Origin of the sequence: Nissabacter sp. SGAir0207 (genome assembly GCF_005491205.1) — a bacterium.
In the GTDB taxonomy this organism is placed as follows: domain Bacteria; phylum Pseudomonadota; class Gammaproteobacteria; order Enterobacterales; family Enterobacteriaceae; genus Chimaeribacter.
Genome location: NZ_CP028035.1, coordinates 683,507 through 699,414, shown reverse-complemented (window position 1 = coordinate 699,414; position 15,908 = coordinate 683,507). Strand labels below are relative to the sequence as shown.

Here is a 15,908-nt window from a genome sequence, read left to right as displayed (position 1 = left end):
TGCAGTTGTTGGGTTGGCGGCGGTTACCGCCACTGGTCATCCACGTCGCCGAGCAGTGCGAGGCTGCGCGCATCGCAGCCCATCGCCCGCAGCGGCGCACGCACGTCACGTTCCAGATCTGGCACATACCCCACCAGAATTTCGCCCGGCCCGCGCAACAGCACCTTGCCCAGCGCCGCCGGCAGCAGCAGGCTCTCGCCACAGCCGAGCCGGTAACGCTGGCCGTTGGCCTCCACATCGCACGGCTCACCGATATTGGAGATTAACTGCGCCGAGGTGAAGGCGTAGGCGTAAGAGGCGGAGATCTGCCAGCGCTCCAGTGCGAAGTACGGGCCAGCGCAGCACATAATGCGGCGGCAGGCCGGTGTCTCTTCACGCAACAGGCCGGGGAACGGCACGGTGCGCAGCTCCGGCCGCAGCTCCTCTAGCAGCGCGTCGATGTTGCGCTCCTGCGTGGCGCGCGACAGCGGTTTGCCATCCTCCATCCGCCAGGGCATCGCGTGCTGCTGGATGTTGGAGGTCTGCTCAATCTCATAGATCAGCGTGTCCGGCCCGAACGAGTGCAGCATCCCGCCCGGCACGTAGAAGGTATCGCCAGCACGCACCGGGAAACGGTACATCACCGCGTCATACTCCTCGGCCAGCAGCGCGGCGCGCAGGGTATCGCGATCCACGCCCGGCTTGACGCCCAGCAGGCAGGTGGCACCCGGTGCGGCCCACAGGATGTGCCACGCCTCGGTTTTGCCGTTGGGCTGGCACTCAAGCCGCTGCGCTGCCTCGTCATTGGCGTGCAGGTGCACCGGCAACAGGTGGCTGGCGTCGATGAACTTGCTGAGCAGCGGGAAGTGCGGGCCGCGCCAGCCGGGCGCGACCAGCTCGTCGGGGTAGCGCTCCGTCAGCTCCCGCAGCGTTTTGCCCGCCAGCGTGCCGTTGGTGACGGTGGCGATCATGCCGTCAACGTCACTCACCTCCCAGGTCTCGGCGATGCGGCCCTCTGGCAGCCCGGCCCTGCCGAGGATTTGGCGGATCTTCTCTCCGCCAAAGATATGGGTGGCGAGCGGCGTGGTCAGCGATAAGGGGTAAGCGTCCATCCGCACCTCCTTAGATGATGGGCTGGCCACCCGTCACGGCAATGTTGGCACCAGAGATGTAGCTCGCCTCATCGCTGGCCAGCATCACATAGGGGGCCGCCAGCTCGGCTGGCTGACCGACGCGCTTGATTGGCATCGCGCTGCCCAGCTCTTTCACCTGATCCGCTGGCATGGTGGCCGGGATCAGCGGCGTCCAGATTGGGCCGGGGGCAACGGTATTGGAGCGAATGCCCTTCTCTGCCAGCAACTGCGCCAGACTGCCAGACATGTTCAGCATGGCAGCTTTGGTCGCCGAGTAGGCCACCAGCATCGGCTTCGGCTGGTCGGCATTGATGGAGGTGGTGCTGATGATGGAGCTGCCCTTCGGCATATGCGGCACCGCGGCCTTCACCAGACGGAACATGCCGTAGATGTTGGTTTTCATCGTGCGGTCGAACTCTTCATCGCTGATCTCATCCAGCGACTGGCGCACCATCTGGAAGGCGGCGTTGTTGACCAAAATGTCGATGCGGCCGAAGGCTTCCACCGCTTTTTCCACGATCGCCTTACAGTGCGCCAGCTCGGTGATGTCACCCTCGACCAGCACTGCTTTCTGGCCAGCCTCTTCCACCAGTCGCGCGGTGTCTTTGGCGTCTTCATGCTCATTCAGGTAGGAGATCAGGACGTCGGCCCCTTCACGCGCATAGGCAATCGCCACGGCACGGCCAATCCCGGAGTCACCGCCGGTGATGATGGCTTTTTTGCCCGCCAGCCGGCCGGAGCCTTGGTAGCTGGTTTCGCCATGGTCGGGTTTCGGGTCCATATCAAAGATGGTGCCCGGTACGCTCTGCTGCTGTTCTGGCTGTGGGGGGGTCGGATAGTGTGTCATCGTGCTTTCTCCTGTATCAGAGGGCTGTTACCAGCCTGAGAACGGAGCCAGGCAACGGCCTGACGCTAAAAATTGGACTTATCTCACATGGTTATGCAATGAGATGCCATGATTTTCAGTATAGTTGACTGCACGAGATTGCAAGCCAGATTAGGATTACCGGCAAAACGGCCAAACCGCAGGATAAAGGTTCAGGCATGGGCGAAGGGGGTGGGTTGGATTGATACTGTGATAGCAGGGAATAAGAATGTCAGATAACAGAAGCATGTATGGGAAGGGTAAAGCAGGTGTTTGGAGCGGGTGAAGGGAATCGAACCCTCGTATGCAGCTTGGGAAGCTGCCGTTCTACCATTGAACTACACCCGCGTCGGTGTGAGGGGCATTATAACCCTAACCGCTTGAGAGACAAGCAGTAAAACACCGCCAATTGGCGGTGTTTTGAGCAATCGCGATGCATTGGCCGCGTCAGGCGGAGAATCGGCGTGGCGCAGCGTAGTAAGCCCGCATCTTTTCCGCCAGCCAGCCGCCGTCATCACCGTTGGAGTGGATGGTGGTGATACTGACGGTCGAGCCACCGCCCCACAGTACGGAGAAGATGTTGTAATCCGGCAGGTTGTGCACCTGCTGCTGGCCCCAGTCGTAGCCCTTGTCGCGCTGCAAAAACTCCCCGACGGTGGCCGCGCCATAGTTCACCGGGTTGAGCGGCGTGTTGCGCAGCCCGGCGTAGATGGCGGAGACGTTGCTGCCGATGCGATCGTCCCCCATCAGGAAGGTGCCGCCAGAGCCGAAGTGGCTGCTAGGGATCAGCGAGGTGCCTTCGCTTTCGGTGGGCATGTGGCCGCCGGGGATCTGCCAGATCATCGCCGGCCGGTTCAAGCCGGCGGCGGTGTACTTCACCAGCTTCAGGTAGTTGAGCCAGCTGGAGGCGTTCCAGCCATAGTGCGCCAGCGCATCCGGGCTGAAGCAGTCGCGCTCAAACTTATCGAAGACGATAAAGTCCGGCACCGCCTCCCCCCGGTAGACCCCCAGCTCATCAATGAAATTGACCACCGCGTCAGCGTGGGCGCGGGCGTCCACGTTCTCGCGCAGTACCCAGTCGGCGGTGCCGGTCGCCCAGACGTTGGTCTGCCAGCCGAAGGGGACGTCGGGCGCGAAGTGGCGCACGATGAAGTTGATCGCCTGCACATAGCCATAGAGATCGTCGCGGAACGTCGGCAGCGTGGGCGCGCTGAACTTAAGCAGCGGTGCCAGATCCTGCACCGCCTGTTTTAGCAGCCTGTTGACCTGCACGCTATTGGCCTGCCGCACCACCTCATAGCCATACGGCTCCTGCTGCATCGCGCCGAGGAAGTCCGGGTTGAGCACAAAGGTCACCGGCACCGGGTGTGCGGCATCCTTGTAACTCTGCGCCGCGACACACTGGGTGATAAAGCTGCCGAAGTGGTTGCGCAGGCGCTGCGTGTCCTGGAGATCCGGGAGCGCGCTGCCGCCGCTGGCGTTGGCGGTGTAGACCACCATCACCGGCATCACCGGCTGCCCGCTGTTCTGCTCCATCTCGCGCGCCACCTTGCAGGTGCGGTGCACCGGCAGGGTGTGGAGATCGAGGTAGCCGTCGCCGTTCTCATCCACCTCCGGCGCGGGCAGCGGATCGCCGCCACCGTCGAAGCCGTCATACTTGAAGATCGCGCTGACCGGCACGTTCTGGTAGGCGGTGACGCTGGCCTGCGAGTTGACCGTGACACCGCCGTGCGCCAGATAGTCCGGCCAGCCGCGCACCTGGAGGTCAACGCCCTGCTCAAACGCTAGCCGGATGCGGCTCTGGCTGGCGGAGAGCGTGACGCTGGCGCGCTGCGCCAGATAGGTGCGGCCGTTGAGGCTCAGGCGGCCCGCGCTCAGGCTGTAGTCACCCGCCGCCAGCGGTAGCGGGATTGCCAGCTCGCCGCTGCCATTCAGGGTGAAGTAGTACTGCGTCAGGCCGTCCGGGCTGACCAACGACACCTCCAGCTTATGGCTGCCGGTTGGCAGGCAGGTGGTGGAGAGCGTCGCCTTCACCATGCCGCTGGTGTTGAGGTTGCGCGTCTGGTAGCCCACCGTCACGGCCAACGGGCTGTTTTTATTAGGGATAAAGCTGTTCAGCGCCGACTGGTTGGTGAACTCGGTGTTGTTGATATGGGTGGTGACAATCTTGACCTGACAGGCCACCTGATGCGTCAGCCGGTTGAGGGTCAGCGACTCACCAAAGGAGAGCGTGTGATCCCCCTCCAGCGTCTGGCCGCCCTGCGACAGGTTGAGGCGGATCAGCCCCTGCCGGATGCTATGGTTGTTCATCAGCGTCAGGGTGGCGGAGGCGAAGATGTGCGGGGCCTGATAGGCCAGCGCCACCTGGTAGGGCGAGTTGCTGGCCGACAGCGACAGCGTCTGCTGCGCCTGCTGCGGGGTGAGGCTCGCCTCCTCACTCTCCAGCACCGGCAGTTGCAGGGTATAGCGGCCATAGGCCAGGTTCTCTATGCGCGTGGTGCTGCCCCACGCCAGCGTGTGGGTGACGGATTTGCCCTGCGGATCCACCAGCACCACTATCGGGCTGGGCAAACCGGCCAGCGGGCAACCGGGGGCGGTCAACGCCAGCTCCCCCTGCCGGGCCGGATCGTTTTGCAGCGTGACGTGCACATCGCCCAGCGTGACCGGCGTCTGGGTGGCGCTCAGGCTAAAGCTTAATGTCCCGCTGGCCCCCGGCTTCAGCGTCATGGGCTTGCTGGCGGGCAGCACCAGCGTATTTTTCTCCAGCGGCCAGCCGCCGTCACGGGTCAGGGTGGGCGCGCCACCGGCCGCCAGCGTGCCGCCGTAGGGGCTGTACTCATCGGGGTGGCCGGTGGCGAGGAACTCAATCTCCGCGTGGGCCAGATCGATCACCTGCTGGCTGGCGTTGGTCAGGCTCAGGGTCACCTTCTGATACCAGCTGCTGGACGCCAGCGCGCTGACGCTGACCGCCACACTGGCCGCCGCCGGCTCCTGGGGCGCAGGTGACGCCTCCTCTTCCCAATCCGGCGGCGGCAGGTTGTCAGTCGGCTCGGGCGTGGGGGCAACCTCAGGCTCAGGTTCTGGCGTCGGGGCCACCTCTGCCTCAGGTTCTGGTTCCGGGGCAATTTCAGGCTCTGGCTCGGGGGCGGCGGGCGTTGGCTCCTCGGCGGGGATCGCTTCGCCCTCACCCTGCTCGCCGCTGGCGAGGGTCAATGTCCAGTGGCTGACCTCAAACGGGATCTGCCCGGCAGCGAGGTTGAACACCAAGGTGCCAAGCTGGCCGGGCGCTAATAGCAGCGGCCCGCCGTTATCCAGCACCACGCGCGTGTGCTTCAGCGGCCACTCGTCAGTGAAGGTGATGTCGGGCATCTTGCCGCCCATCAGCGATCCGCCTACCGGCGCGTAGGCATCGATGCCGCCATTGGCGGAAAAATTCAGCTCGGCCTGATTGAGATCCAGCACCGCCTTGCCGTGGTTGCTGAAGATCAGCGTGACCGGTTGATACCAGCTGTTGACGTCGATGGCGCTGGTGGCCAGATGTAGCCCTGATGGAAGTTGCGTTGCCATGGTAATCCCCTTATTGGAAGGTGTCCGCTAAGGTTTTCACTAAGCACCTGTTATTCCTATCATTTAGCCGCTCAAAAAGTATAACCTGCGGTCATAACACATCAATCACGGCAAATAACAGACATAAAAAAGAGCGCCGGGGCGCTCTTTGATAAAGATGAGGAAGGCTTATTTCTGCGGGCGCATTGCCGGGAACAGGATCACGTCGCGGATGGTGTGGCTGTTAGTGAACAGCATTACCATGCGGTCGATGCCGATGCCCAGACCGGCGGTCGGCGGCAGGCCGTGCTCCAGCGCGGTGACGTAATCTTCGTCATAGAACATCGCTTCGTCATCGCCGGCATCCTTGGCGTTAACCTGCTGCTGGAAACGCTCAGCCTGATCTTCTGCGTCGTTCAGCTCAGAGAAACCGTTGCCGATCTCACGGCCGCCGATGAAGAATTCGAAGCGGTCAGTGATCTCCGGGTTCTCGTCGTTGCGGCGCGCCAGCGGCGACACTTCAGCCGGGTACTCGGTGATGAAGGTCGGCTGAATCAGGTGGCTCTCTGCGGTCTCTTCAAAGATCTCAGTGACCAAGCGGCCCAGACCCCAGCTCTTCTCAACCTTGATGCCCAGCGAGTGGGCGATCGCCACGGACTTGTCGAAATCATCCAGATCGGCCAGGTTGGTCTCCGGGCGATACTTCAGGATCGCTTCGCGCATCGTCAGCTTCTCGAATGGCTTGCCGAAGTCGAACTCCTGATCGCCATACGGCACCTTGGTGGTGCCGAGCACGTCCTGCGCCAGCGTACGGAACAGGCTTTCGGTCAGCTCGATCAGGTCACGGTAGTCCGCATAGGCCATGTAGAGTTCCATCATGGTGAACTCTGGGTTATGGCGCGGCGATACCCCTTCGTTGCGGAAGTTGCGGTTGATCTCGAACACGCGCTCGAAACCGCCCACCACCAGACGCTTCAGGTACAGCTCTGGCGCGATGCGCAGGTACATGTCGATGTCGAGCGCGTTGTGGTGGGTGATGAACGGACGCGCGGAGGCGCCGCCCGGGATCACCTGCATCATCGGCGTTTCGACTTCCATGAAGTCGCGGCCCACCATGAAGCTGCGGATGCCGGACATGATCTGGGAGCGCACCTTGAAGGTGTTACGCGACTCGTCGTTGGCGATCAGGTCGAGGTAACGCTGGCGGTAGCGGGTCTCTTGGTCAGCCAGGCCGTGGAACTTGTCCGGCAACGGGCGCAGTGCCTTGGTCAGCAGACGCAGTTCAGTACAGTGGATGGAGAGCTCGCCGGTCTTGGTCTTGAACAGCTTGCCGCGCGCACCCAGGATGTCACCCAAGTCCCACTTCTTGAACTGCTCGTTGTAAATGCCTTCCGGCAGGTCATCACGCGAGACGTAGATCTGGATGCGGCCGCCCACATCTTGCAGGGTGGCGAATGACGCCTTGCCCATGATGCGGCGGGTCATCATGCGACCAGCGATGGTCACTTCGACGCCCAGCGCTTCCAGCTCTTCCGGCTCTTTGCTGTCGTAGTCGGCGTGCAGCGCGTCAGAGGTGTTTTCGCGACGGAAGTCATTCGGGAATGCCACGCCTTTTTCACGCAGGGCGGCCAGCTTCTCGCGGCGCGCCTTCAGTTCGCTGTTCAGTTCCTGCGCCTGATCTGCGCCTTGGGGTTGTTGCTCAGACATTTCGGTTCCTCATAACCCGGCTTTCAAACTTGCCTCAATGAATTTGTCCAGATCGCCATCGAGTACGGCCTGGGTATTGCGTGTTTCAACGCCGGTGCGCAGATCCTTGATGCGGGAGTCATCCAGCACGTAGGAACGGATCTGGCTGCCCCAGCCGATGTCAGATTTGTTCTCTTCCATCGCCTGTTTCTCAGCATTTTTCTTTTGCATCTCAAGCTCGTACAGCTTCGCCTTCATCTGCTTCATCGCTTGATCTTTGTTTTTGTGCTGGGAACGGTCGTTCTGGCACTGGGTGACCGTGCCGGTCGGAACGTGGGTGATACGCACCGCGGATTCCGTCCGGTTAACGTGCTGGCCGCCCGCGCCGGAGGCACGGTAGACGTCAATACGCAGGTCTGCCGGGTTGATCTCGATGTCGATGTCCTCATCCACTTCCGGGTAGACAAACGCGGAACTGAAGGAGGTGTGGCGGCGGCCGCCGGAGTCAAACGGGCTTTTGCGCACCAGACGGTGGACGCCGGTCTCCGTACGCAGCCAGCCAAAGGCGTAGTCGCCGATGATTTTCAGGGTGGCAGACTTCAGGCCGGCCACGTCACCGTCGGACTCTTCGATGATCTCGGTCTTGAAGCCCTTGGCCTCAGCCCAGCGCAGGTACATGCGCAGCAACATGCTGGCCCAGTCCTGTGCCTCGGTGCCGCCAGAGCCAGCCTGGATGTCCAGGTAGCAGTCGGCGCTGTCATACTCACCGGAGAACATGCGGCGGAACTCAAGCTGTTGCAGCTTGCCGTCCAGACCGTCCAGCTCCTCAACGGCTTCGTTGAAGGTCTCTTCGTCGTCGGCTTCCACCGCCAGCTCCAGCAGGCCGTTGACATCGTCCAGCCCTTGGGTCAGCTGCTCGAGGGTCTCAACGATCGCTTCCAGTGAGGCGCGCTCTTTGCCCAGCGCCTGGGCGCGTTCAGGCTCGTTCCAGACGTCGGGCTGCTCCAGCTCGGCGTTTACTTCTTCCAGTCGCTCTTTCTTGGCATCGTAGTCAAAGATACCCCCTCAGAACAACTGTCCGCTCAGACAGGTCCTGAATTCGGTTTTTTACCGGATTAATTTCAAACATGGTTTATGAGTCTTACGTTAAGTCGTCGGTGACGAAGTGCCATTCGAACCGATAATTCTAACGGATCTGGCGGCGGGTTTATAGCAAGTTGCGCCGATTTCTGCCGCCCCGGCGGCCGCCTAGCGCGGCCACAGATGCTGGATCAGCAGCTGCACGCTGCGGTTGCCACGGAACTCGTTGACATCCAGCCGGTAGGCAAGCTGCACCTCGCGGATGCTGGTGTCCGGCCACTGGGTGGTGTCGATGTTGAAAGCGATGCCATCCAGCAGCGGGCCACCGCCGAGCGGCTCCACCATCAGCTTGAGGTGGCGCTCGCCCACCAGCCGCTGTTGCAGGATGCGGAACACGCCATCAAAGGTCGGCTCCGGGAACGCCTGCCCCCACGGGCCGCCGTCGCGCAGCAGCTCGGCGGTCTCCAGCGTCAGTTGCTGCGGCGCCAGTTCGCCATCCGACCAGATCACCCCCTCCAGCTGCGAAGGATCCAGCCACTCGCCCACCAGCTCGGCGAAGCAGTCGCGGAAGCGCTCAAAGTGCGCCTCCTCCAGCGACAGCCCGGCCGCCATCGCGTGGCCGCCGAACTTCATCATCAAACCGGGGTGGAGGGTGTCGATGCGCTCCAGCGCGTCACGCATGTGCAGGCCAGCGATGGAGCGGCCAGAACCTTTCAGCACCCCCTCGCCCGCCGGGGCGAAGGCGATCACCGGGCGATTGAAGCGCTCTTTGATGCGCGAGGCGAGGATGCCCACCACCCCCTGATGCCACTCCGGGTGGTACATCGCCAGACCGGAAGGGAGCACGGTGGTGCTGCGCTCCAGCTGGTTGCAGAGCGCCAGCGCCTCCATCTGCATCCCCTGCTCAATCTCGCGCCGCGTCTGGTTGAGGGCGTCGAGATCGTTGGCCAGCGCCCGCGCCTGTGCGAGGTCGTCGCTCAGCAGCAGCGCCACGCCAATCGACATATCATCCAGCCGGCCAGCAGCGTTCAGCCGTGGCCCCAGGCCAAAGCCAAGGTCACTGGCCGCCAGGGTGCGCGCCTCGCGCCCGGAGACCTCCAGCAGCGCGCGGATGCCGGGGCGGCACTTGCCAGCGCGGATGCGGTTCAGCCCTTGGTAGACCAAAATGCGGTTGTTGGCATCCAGCGGCACCACGTCCGCCACCGTGCCGAGCGCCACCAGATCAAGCATCTCCGCCAGATTCGGCTCCGCCAGCCCGCGCTGGGCGAACCAGCCAGCGTCGCGCAGGGCGCTGCGCAGCGCCAGCATCAGGTAGAAGGCGACGCCCACACCGGCCAACGACTTGGAGGGAAAGGCGCAGGTCGCCAGATTGGGGTTCACGATGGCGTCCGCCTCCGGCAGGGTATCGCCCGGCAGGTGGTGGTCGGTGACCAGCACCTGAAGCCCCTTCTCATGCGCCAGCGCCACGCCCGCGTGGGAGGAGATGCCGTTATCGACCGTCAGGATCAGCTCCGCGCCGCGCGCCGCCGCCTGCTCCACCACCTCCGGGCTGAGGCCGTAGCCATCGTCGAAGCGGTTAGGCACCAGATAGCTCACCTCGCTGCCGCCCATGCTGCGCAACGCCAGCACCGTCAGGGCGGTGCTGGTGGCGCCGTCGGCGTCAAAGTCGCCGACCACCATGATGCGTCGACGATCGGCCAGCGCCTGTTGCAGCAGCGCCACCGCCTGATCAATGCCGCCCAGTTGCTGGTAGCTGAGCAGGCCGCGCACGCCGCGCTCCAGCTCTTCTGGCTGGCGGACGCCGCGCGCGGCGTAGAGGCGGCGCAGCAGCGGGGAGAGACCGGCGGGCAGCGCCCCGGCCTCGGCCGCCTCACGGCGGCGCAGGGTTGTTTGCGTGATCACTCAGGGCTTACCACCATCATCAATTATTCTCATTGTGTGACGCCTTCTGGGCATCCAGCATCGCTGCCATCTCTTTCGGCGGCTGGTAGCCCGGCACCATCGCGCCATTCTCCAGCACGATGGCTGGCGTGCCGGAGACGCCAAACTGCACGCCCAGCTCGAAGTGGCGGCTGATATCAGTCTGGCAGGTGGCCGGCGACGGCGCGTCGCCACGCATCGCGTCATCGAAGGCGCGGTTGCGGTCGGCGGCGCACCAGATCGATTGCATTTGCTTCTCGGTGGCCGAGGCCAGCCCCTGCCGTGGGAAGGCGAGATAGCGCACCGTGATGCCCAGCGCGTTGTACTCTTTCATCTGCTCATGCAGCTTGTGGCAGTAGCCGCAGGTAATGTCGGTGAAGACGGTGATCACATGGCGCTGCTGTGCGGCCTTGTAGACGATCATCTCGCCCTCGAGGCTGTCGAGTTTTTTCAGCAGCAGGCGGTTGGTGATGTTGACCGGCTGCTTGCCGCTGACGTCATACAGCGGCCCCTGCACCATATAGCGGCCATCGTCGGTGGCGTAGAGCACGCCATTCTCGGTCAGGATGGTCTTCAGGCCAGCCACCGGCGCGGGCTGGATCTCCATATGCTGCACGCCGAGGCTCTTCAGGCTGTTGATGATGGCGGCGTCATCCGCCTGCGCGCCGCCACAGAACATCGCGGCCAGCAGGGCCAGCGACATGATCGGGTTTTTCATTCCTGTTCCTTGTAGTGCCCCCCGCCGCTCAGGCGCGGGGATGATGCTGTTGATGAAGCTGCTTCAGCCGTTCCGTTGCCACATGGGTGTAGATCTGCGTGGTGGAGAGATCGCTATGGCCCAGCAGCATCTGTACGACACGCAGATCCGCGCCGTGGTTCAGCAGATGGGTGGCAAAGGCGTGGCGCAGCACGTGGGGCGAGAGCCGGTCGCTGTCAATGCCAGCCAGAATCGCATAGTGCTTGATGCGGTGCCAGAAGGTCTGGCGCGTCATCTTCTGGCTGCGGTTGCTGGGGAACACGATGTCGAGGGTCTGGCCATTCAGCAGCCACGGGCGGCCAAACTCCAGGTAGTTCTCCAGCCAGTGGATCGCCTCCTCGCCGAGCGGCACCAGCCGCTCCTTGTTGCCCTTGCCGATCACCCGCACCACGCCCTGACGCAGGCTGACATCGCTCAGGGTCAGGCCCACCAGCTCCGAGACGCGCAGCCCGGTGGCGTAGAGCACCTCGAGCATCGCCTTGTCGCGCAGCTCCAGCGGGTTCTCGGGGCTAGGTGCCTGCAACAGCGCCTCCACCTGCGCCTCGCTCAGGTCTTTCGGCAGCCGCTGCGGCAGCTTGGGCGAGGCCAGCAGCGCGCTCGGGTCATCGGTGCGCTGCTTCTCCCGGTAGAGGTACTGGAACAGGCGGCGCATGGCGCTGACCAGCCGCGCCGAGCTGCTGGCCTTGTAGCCGCCCTCGACGCGCTCCGTCAGAAACGCCTGCAACGCTGGGGTGTCGGCGGCCAGCAGGCCGCTCTGGTGGTGGTGCAGCCAGGCCGCCAGCGTGTGCAGGTCAATGCGGTAGGAATCGAGCGTATTTTGCGCCAGGTTGCGCTCCAGCCACAGGGCGTCGAGGAACTGTTCAATCAGGCTGTGGTCATGCTCAAGCTGTGTCACGCTGGCTCCCGGAGTGAAGTGATCTCGGCCGTCATTATGCCTCATCGTAGGGCAAAATAGTGGAGCAAATCTGATACACTCAGCTTATCTCCAATTCTGTAACCTGATGGCAACATAAAATGAAGATTGGTCTGTTTTACGGTTCGAGCACCTGTTATACCGAGATGGCAGCGGAGAAGATCCGTGACATTCTGGGCGAGGAGCTGGTCGATCTGCATAACCTGCGCGATGCCGATCCCAAGCTGATGGAGGAGTACCCGGTGCTGATCCTCGGCATCCCGACCTGGGATTTTGGCGAGTTGCAGGAGGATTGGGAGGCGGTCTGGAACCAACTCGTGACCCTAAGCCTGAAGGGTAAGATTGTCGCCCTGTATGGCATGGGCGACCAGGCCGGCTACGGTGAATGGTTCCTGGACGCGCTCGGGATGCTGCACGATCAGCTCAAACCCAAGGGCGTGCACTTTATCGGCTACTGGCCCATCGAGGGCTTCGAGTTCTCCAGTCCGAAACCGCTGACGCCCGATGGCAAGCACTTCGTCGGGCTGGCGCTGGATGACGTGAACCAGTATGAGCTGAGCGATGAGCGCATCCAGCAGTGGTGCGAGCAGATCCTCCAGGAGATGGCACCGCTGCTGTAGTGAACTGCCGTCAGTCCCTACGCCTCCCCCTGCCCCGCGCCGCTCTGCATGTAGGCGCGGAAGTGGCGCCATGCCTCTGGCGACAGCGCGTCAGAGGCCAGCCAAAACCGCTGGCGGCGGCGCTGCCAGAACGGCAGGCTCTCTGCGCCAGCCAGCGGCTTGAGCAGCATGATGGCCCCACTGCGCAACAGCCAAGGCGAGCCGACACACTCCCACTCCCGCTGCTTCCAGCGCAGGCGCTGCGGCGACAGGAACACCATCTCGCCGTGGCAGGCCGAGATGCGCTTTTGGCTGCGGATGCACTGGAACACCAGCGGCACCAGCAGCGCCAGCCACACCAGCGTGTAGCCCTCCGGCCAGGGGGCCAGTAGCACCAGCAGGATCAGGCCGCCATGCAGCAACAGGGAGAGGATCTGGGTACGCCAGGAGACGCGGAGATCACATCGCCACTGGGCCACGGGCTTTATTTCGCGTCTGAATCAGGGTAACCATGCGCTGCAACGCCTCATCCTGCGGCGCGCCGTGATTCATCAGCCAGTTGAAGAGATCCGGGTCATCGCACTGCAACAGGCGGACAAACAGGGTTTTGTCGGCCTCAGACAGCGTGTCGTACTCATGCTCGAAGAACGGCATGATGGCGATGTCCAGCTCGCGCATACCGCGGCGACATGCCCAGTGAATGCGGGCCTTATTGTTAATATCCATGTGTTTTACCGACCTTTATTTCAAAGACGTTCATCAGTTTAAACCGATTTTATCACTCTGCACGCACCACGGCTTAACAATTCGGCGCAGTGCGAAAAAAGAGGCGGCACCCGACAACCGATTGGCAAGGGGTTGCGATCGGGATGCCACGAATTCCTGTTGCAATCCCCCGCGCCTCTTTTACCATTAAGCAACACTTACGGCACCCTACTGGCAGGAATCCACTATGGCGTATCACACCCCGTTTCCCCCGCAAAAGCCCTCGGCATCGTCCCATCTGCCCCTGACCCTGATCTCCCTTGAGGAGTGGGCGCTGGTCAACGTCACCGGCGCTGACGCGGTGACCTACTTGCAGGGCCAGGTTACCGCTGACGTGGCCGCGCTCGCTGGCCAGCACACGCTGTGCGCGCACTGTGACGCCAAGGGCAAGATGTGGAGCAACCTGCGTCTGTTCCCGCATGGCGAGGGTTGGGCCTATCTGGAGCGCCGCAGCGTGCGTGACAGCCAGCTGGCCGAGATCAAGAAGTACGCGGTGTTCTCCAAAGTGGCCTTTACCGCGGATGATGAGGCGGCGCTGCTCGGCGTGGCCGGTTTTCAGGCGCGCGCCGCACTGGCCGGGCTGTTTGACGAACTGCCGACCGCCGAGCGGCCGGTGGTGCAGCAGGGCGACTCCACGCTGCTGCACTTCTCCCTGCCGGCGGAGCGCTTCCTGCTGGTCACCCGCGCCGATAAGGCGAGTGAACTGATGGACAAGCTGGGCGGCGAGGCGCAGTTCAATGACAGCCAGCAGTGGCTGGCGCTGGAGATTGAGGCGGGCTACCCGGTGATTGATACCGCCAACAGCGCGCAGTTCATCCCGCAGGCCACCAACTTGCAGGCGCTGCCAGCGGGCATCAGCTTCAGCAAGGGCTGCTACGCCGGGCAGGAGATGGTGGCGCGCGCCAAGTACCGTGGCGCGAACAAGCGCGCGCTCTACTGGCTGGCGGGTCAGGCCAGCCGCGTGCCAGCCGCTGGCGAGGATCTGGAGTTGCAGATGGGCGAGAACTGGCGGCGCACCGGTACGGTGCTGGCGGCGGTACAGCTGAATGACGGCACGGTCTGGGTACAGGTGGTGATGAACAACGATCAGGCACCGGAGAGCCGCTTCCGCGTGCGCGACGACGCCAATGGCGCGCTTGCCATCCAGCCGCTGCCCTACTCGCTGGTGGAGGAGAAGTAACGCTCCCCAGCATAAAAAACGGGGCCTTCTGGTCCCGTTTTTTTTCGCCTGCTACACGTAGAGATAGATCGCCAGAAAGTGGCAGACGCTGCCGCCGAGCACAAAGCCGTGCCAGATGGCGTGGCCAAAGCGCCAGCGCCGCGAGGCGTAGAAGATGACGCCGAGGCTGTAGATCACCCCGCCAATCGCCAGCAGCGCCACCCCACCCACCGGCAGCGCCCGCGCCAGCTGGTAGATGACAATCAGCGACAGCCAGCCCATCGTCAGGTAGGTCACCAGCGACAGCGCCTCAAAGCGGTGGGCAAACGCCAGCTTGAACAGCACGCCGACCAGCGCCAGCCCCCAGATTACCGCCATCAACCCGCGCGCCAGCGGCGAGTCCAGCCCCACCAGCAAGAAGGGGGTGTAGGTGCCCGCAATCAACAGGTAGATGGCGCAGTGGTCAATCTTCTTCAGCCAGTACTTCGCCCGGTGGTGCGGAATGGCGTGGTAGAGCGTCGAGGCCAGGTAGAGCAAAATCATGCTGCCGCCATACAGGCTGTAGCTGGTGAGCGCCACGGCGCCCGCGCCCTCATGCAGCGCCTGCATCAGCAGCAGTACCAGCCCGACGATGCCAAAGATTACGCCAACGCCGTGGCTGAGGCTGTTGGCCAGCTCCTCGGCCCAAGGGTAGGGAACAGAACGGGAAATTGCGGGTGGGGTTGAACGCATGCGCTGGGTTCCTTCACGGCAGAGAGGGGAAATGGGTCGCCTTTGCAGGGTAACTGAGAACCATTCCAGAGTACACGTGTAAGCTGACAAAAAATCGGTGAGACCTTGTCACAACCAAGTGTTAACGGAATAATCACATTTTTGCCGTCCGACCTGGAGTGTGTATGTCATTGATTTCGAGTGCGCTGGATTTCGGTTCCCTGACCGAGGTGTTCCAATTCCTGATGGAGATCGACAAGCTGAAAACCGTAGAGCGCCGCACCAAGGTGCTCGGCACCAGCCGGCAGGAGAACTCCGCCGAACATAGCTGGCACTTTGCGGTGGCGGCGATGACGCTGGCTCCCTACGCCGACGAGGGGCTGGACGTGCAGAAGGTGATCCAGATGGCGCTGCTGCATGACATCGTGGAGATCGACGCGGGCGACGTGCTGGTGTATGACCTGGCGGGCCGCGCCGCGGTACAGGAACAGGAGCAGGCTGCCGCACAGCGGCTGTTTGGCCTGCTGCCGTCGCCGCAGCGCGAGCGCTTCCTCGGCCTGTGGCAGGAGTATGAGGCGGGCGAAACGCCGGAGGCGCGCTTCGCGCTAGTAATCGACCGCGTCCTGCCGGTGCTGATGAACCTCAATAACCAAGGGCAGAGCTGGGTGGAGAATGGCATCCGGCTGGAGCAGGTGCTGAGCCGCAACGCCTTCATCGGCGAGATCCACCCGGAGCTGTGGCGGCATTTGGAAGGCCACCTGCAAGACGCCCAGCGTCAGGGCTGGCTGAAGTAAC

Annotated in this window: 14 protein-coding genes and 1 tRNA gene; 3 read left to right on the top strand and 12 right to left on the bottom strand. The window is 63.0% G+C overall.

What is annotated here, in order from left to right; all coding sequences use genetic code 11:
- Positions 1-23: 23 nt before the first annotated feature.
- From C1N62_RS03040 to xerD, 9 genes are all read right to left on the bottom strand, one after another.
- Positions 24-1,091: a class I mannose-6-phosphate isomerase gene (locus C1N62_RS03040; RefSeq protein ID WP_137762238.1), complete on the bottom strand. Its 1,068-nt coding sequence runs from the start codon at positions 1,089-1,091 to the stop codon at positions 24-26.
- 10 nt (positions 1,092-1,101) lie between these two features.
- On the bottom strand, positions 1,102-1,959 hold the full coding sequence (locus C1N62_RS03035) for a glucose 1-dehydrogenase (RefSeq protein WP_137762237.1): 858 nt from the start codon (positions 1,957-1,959) through the stop codon (positions 1,102-1,104).
- Between the two features lie 292 nt (positions 1,960-2,251).
- Positions 2,252-2,325, bottom strand: a tRNA-Gly gene (locus C1N62_RS03030).
- Between the two features lie 99 nt (positions 2,326-2,424).
- Positions 2,425-5,544 carry a chitinase gene (locus C1N62_RS03025; protein WP_137762236.1) on the bottom strand — a complete coding sequence of 1,040 codons (3,120 nt, stop codon included), beginning with the start codon at positions 5,542-5,544 and terminating at the stop codon, positions 2,425-2,427.
- Positions 5,545-5,712: 168 nt separating this feature from the next.
- Positions 5,713-7,230, bottom strand: coding sequence for a lysine--tRNA ligase (lysS, locus tag C1N62_RS03020; protein WP_137762235.1), 1,518 nt, complete (start codon positions 7,228-7,230; stop codon positions 5,713-5,715).
- A gap of 9 nt (positions 7,231-7,239) precedes the next feature.
- Positions 7,240-8,338 (bottom strand): peptide chain release factor 2 gene (prfB, locus tag C1N62_RS03015; RefSeq protein ID WP_137762234.1). Its coding sequence is split into 2 segments (ribosomal slippage): positions 7,240-8,262 and positions 8,264-8,338, totalling 1,098 coding nucleotides; the frame shifts between segments, so codons are not numbered across the junction.
- A gap of 119 nt (positions 8,339-8,457) precedes the next feature.
- On the bottom strand, positions 8,458-10,191 hold the full coding sequence (gene recJ, locus C1N62_RS03010; RefSeq protein WP_137762233.1) for a single-stranded-DNA-specific exonuclease RecJ: 1,734 nt from the start codon (positions 10,189-10,191) through the stop codon (positions 8,458-8,460).
- A gap of 19 nt (positions 10,192-10,210) precedes the next feature.
- A complete protein-coding gene (gene dsbC, locus C1N62_RS03005) occupies positions 10,211-10,927 on the bottom strand; it encodes a bifunctional protein-disulfide isomerase/oxidoreductase DsbC (protein WP_137762232.1) in 717 nt (238 codons plus the stop codon).
- Positions 10,928-10,955: 28 nt separating this feature from the next.
- The gene (gene xerD / locus C1N62_RS03000) at positions 10,956-11,906 is read right to left on the bottom strand and encodes a site-specific tyrosine recombinase XerD (RefSeq protein ID WP_137762231.1); all 951 of its coding nucleotides are present in this window, start codon (positions 11,904-11,906) and stop codon (positions 10,956-10,958) included.
- A 74-nt stretch (positions 11,907-11,980) separates the two neighbouring features.
- Between xerD and fldB the strand changes: the two genes are divergently transcribed.
- On the top strand, positions 11,981-12,499 hold the full coding sequence (gene fldB, locus C1N62_RS02995; RefSeq protein WP_137762230.1) for a flavodoxin FldB: 519 nt from the start codon (positions 11,981-11,983) through the stop codon (positions 12,497-12,499).
- A 17-nt stretch (positions 12,500-12,516) separates the two neighbouring features.
- Here fldB and C1N62_RS02990 read toward each other — a convergent pair whose 3' ends face one another.
- On the bottom strand, positions 12,517-12,957 hold the full coding sequence (locus C1N62_RS02990; RefSeq protein ID WP_137762229.1) for a protein YgfX: 441 nt from the start codon (positions 12,955-12,957) through the stop codon (positions 12,517-12,519).
- Entirely contained in the window at positions 12,938-13,204 is a 267-nt protein-coding gene (gene sdhE, locus C1N62_RS02985; RefSeq protein WP_137762228.1) for an FAD assembly factor SdhE, read from the bottom strand. The genes C1N62_RS02990 and sdhE overlap by 20 nt, the downstream gene beginning before the upstream one ends.
- Before the next feature lie 226 nt (positions 13,205-13,430).
- Here sdhE and ygfZ point away from each other — a divergent pair, with 226 nt between their 5' ends.
- On the top strand, positions 13,431-14,423 hold the full coding sequence (gene ygfZ, locus C1N62_RS02980) for a tRNA-modifying protein YgfZ (protein ID WP_137762227.1): 993 nt from the start codon (positions 13,431-13,433) through the stop codon (positions 14,421-14,423).
- A 51-nt stretch (positions 14,424-14,474) separates the two neighbouring features.
- Here ygfZ and C1N62_RS02975 read toward each other — a convergent pair whose 3' ends face one another.
- The gene (locus C1N62_RS02975) at positions 14,475-15,134 is read right to left on the bottom strand and encodes a hemolysin III family protein (RefSeq protein WP_137762226.1); all 660 of its coding nucleotides are present in this window, start codon (positions 15,132-15,134) and stop codon (positions 14,475-14,477) included.
- A gap of 164 nt (positions 15,135-15,298) precedes the next feature.
- On the opposite strand from C1N62_RS02975, the gene C1N62_RS02970 reads away from it, so the two are divergent.
- Entirely contained in the window at positions 15,299-15,907 is a 609-nt protein-coding gene (locus C1N62_RS02970) for an HD domain-containing protein (RefSeq protein ID WP_137762225.1), read from the top strand.
- The last annotated feature ends 1 nt before the right edge of the window (position 15,908 follow it).

Coding starts and splice junctions, on each gene's coding strand:
- C1N62_RS03040 (WP_137762238.1), bottom strand. CDS start 1,091: ATGGACGCTTACCCCTTATCGCTGACCACGCCGCTCGCCACCCATATC.
- C1N62_RS03035 (WP_137762237.1), bottom strand. CDS start 1,959: ATGACACACTATCCGACCCCCCCACAGCCAGAACAGCAGCAGAGCGTA.
- C1N62_RS03025 (WP_137762236.1), bottom strand. CDS start 5,544: ATGGCAACGCAACTTCCATCAGGGCTACATCTGGCCACCAGCGCCATC.
- lysS (WP_137762235.1), bottom strand. CDS start 7,230: ATGTCTGAGCAACAACCCCAAGGCGCAGATCAGGCGCAGGAACTGAAC.
- dsbC (WP_137762232.1), bottom strand. CDS start 10,927: ATGAAAAACCCGATCATGTCGCTGGCCCTGCTGGCCGCGATGTTCTGT.
- xerD (WP_137762231.1), bottom strand. CDS start 11,906: ATGAGGCATAATGACGGCCGAGATCACTTCACTCCGGGAGCCAGCGTG.
- fldB (WP_137762230.1), top strand. CDS start 11,981: ATGAAGATTGGTCTGTTTTACGGTTCGAGCACCTGTTATACCGAGATG.
- sdhE (WP_137762228.1), bottom strand. CDS start 13,204: ATGGATATTAACAATAAGGCCCGCATTCACTGGGCATGTCGCCGCGGT.
- ygfZ (WP_137762227.1), top strand. CDS start 13,431: ATGGCGTATCACACCCCGTTTCCCCCGCAAAAGCCCTCGGCATCGTCC.
- C1N62_RS02975 (WP_137762226.1), bottom strand. CDS start 15,134: ATGCGTTCAACCCCACCCGCAATTTCCCGTTCTGTTCCCTACCCTTGG.
- C1N62_RS02970 (WP_137762225.1), top strand. CDS start 15,299: ATGTCATTGATTTCGAGTGCGCTGGATTTCGGTTCCCTGACCGAGGTG.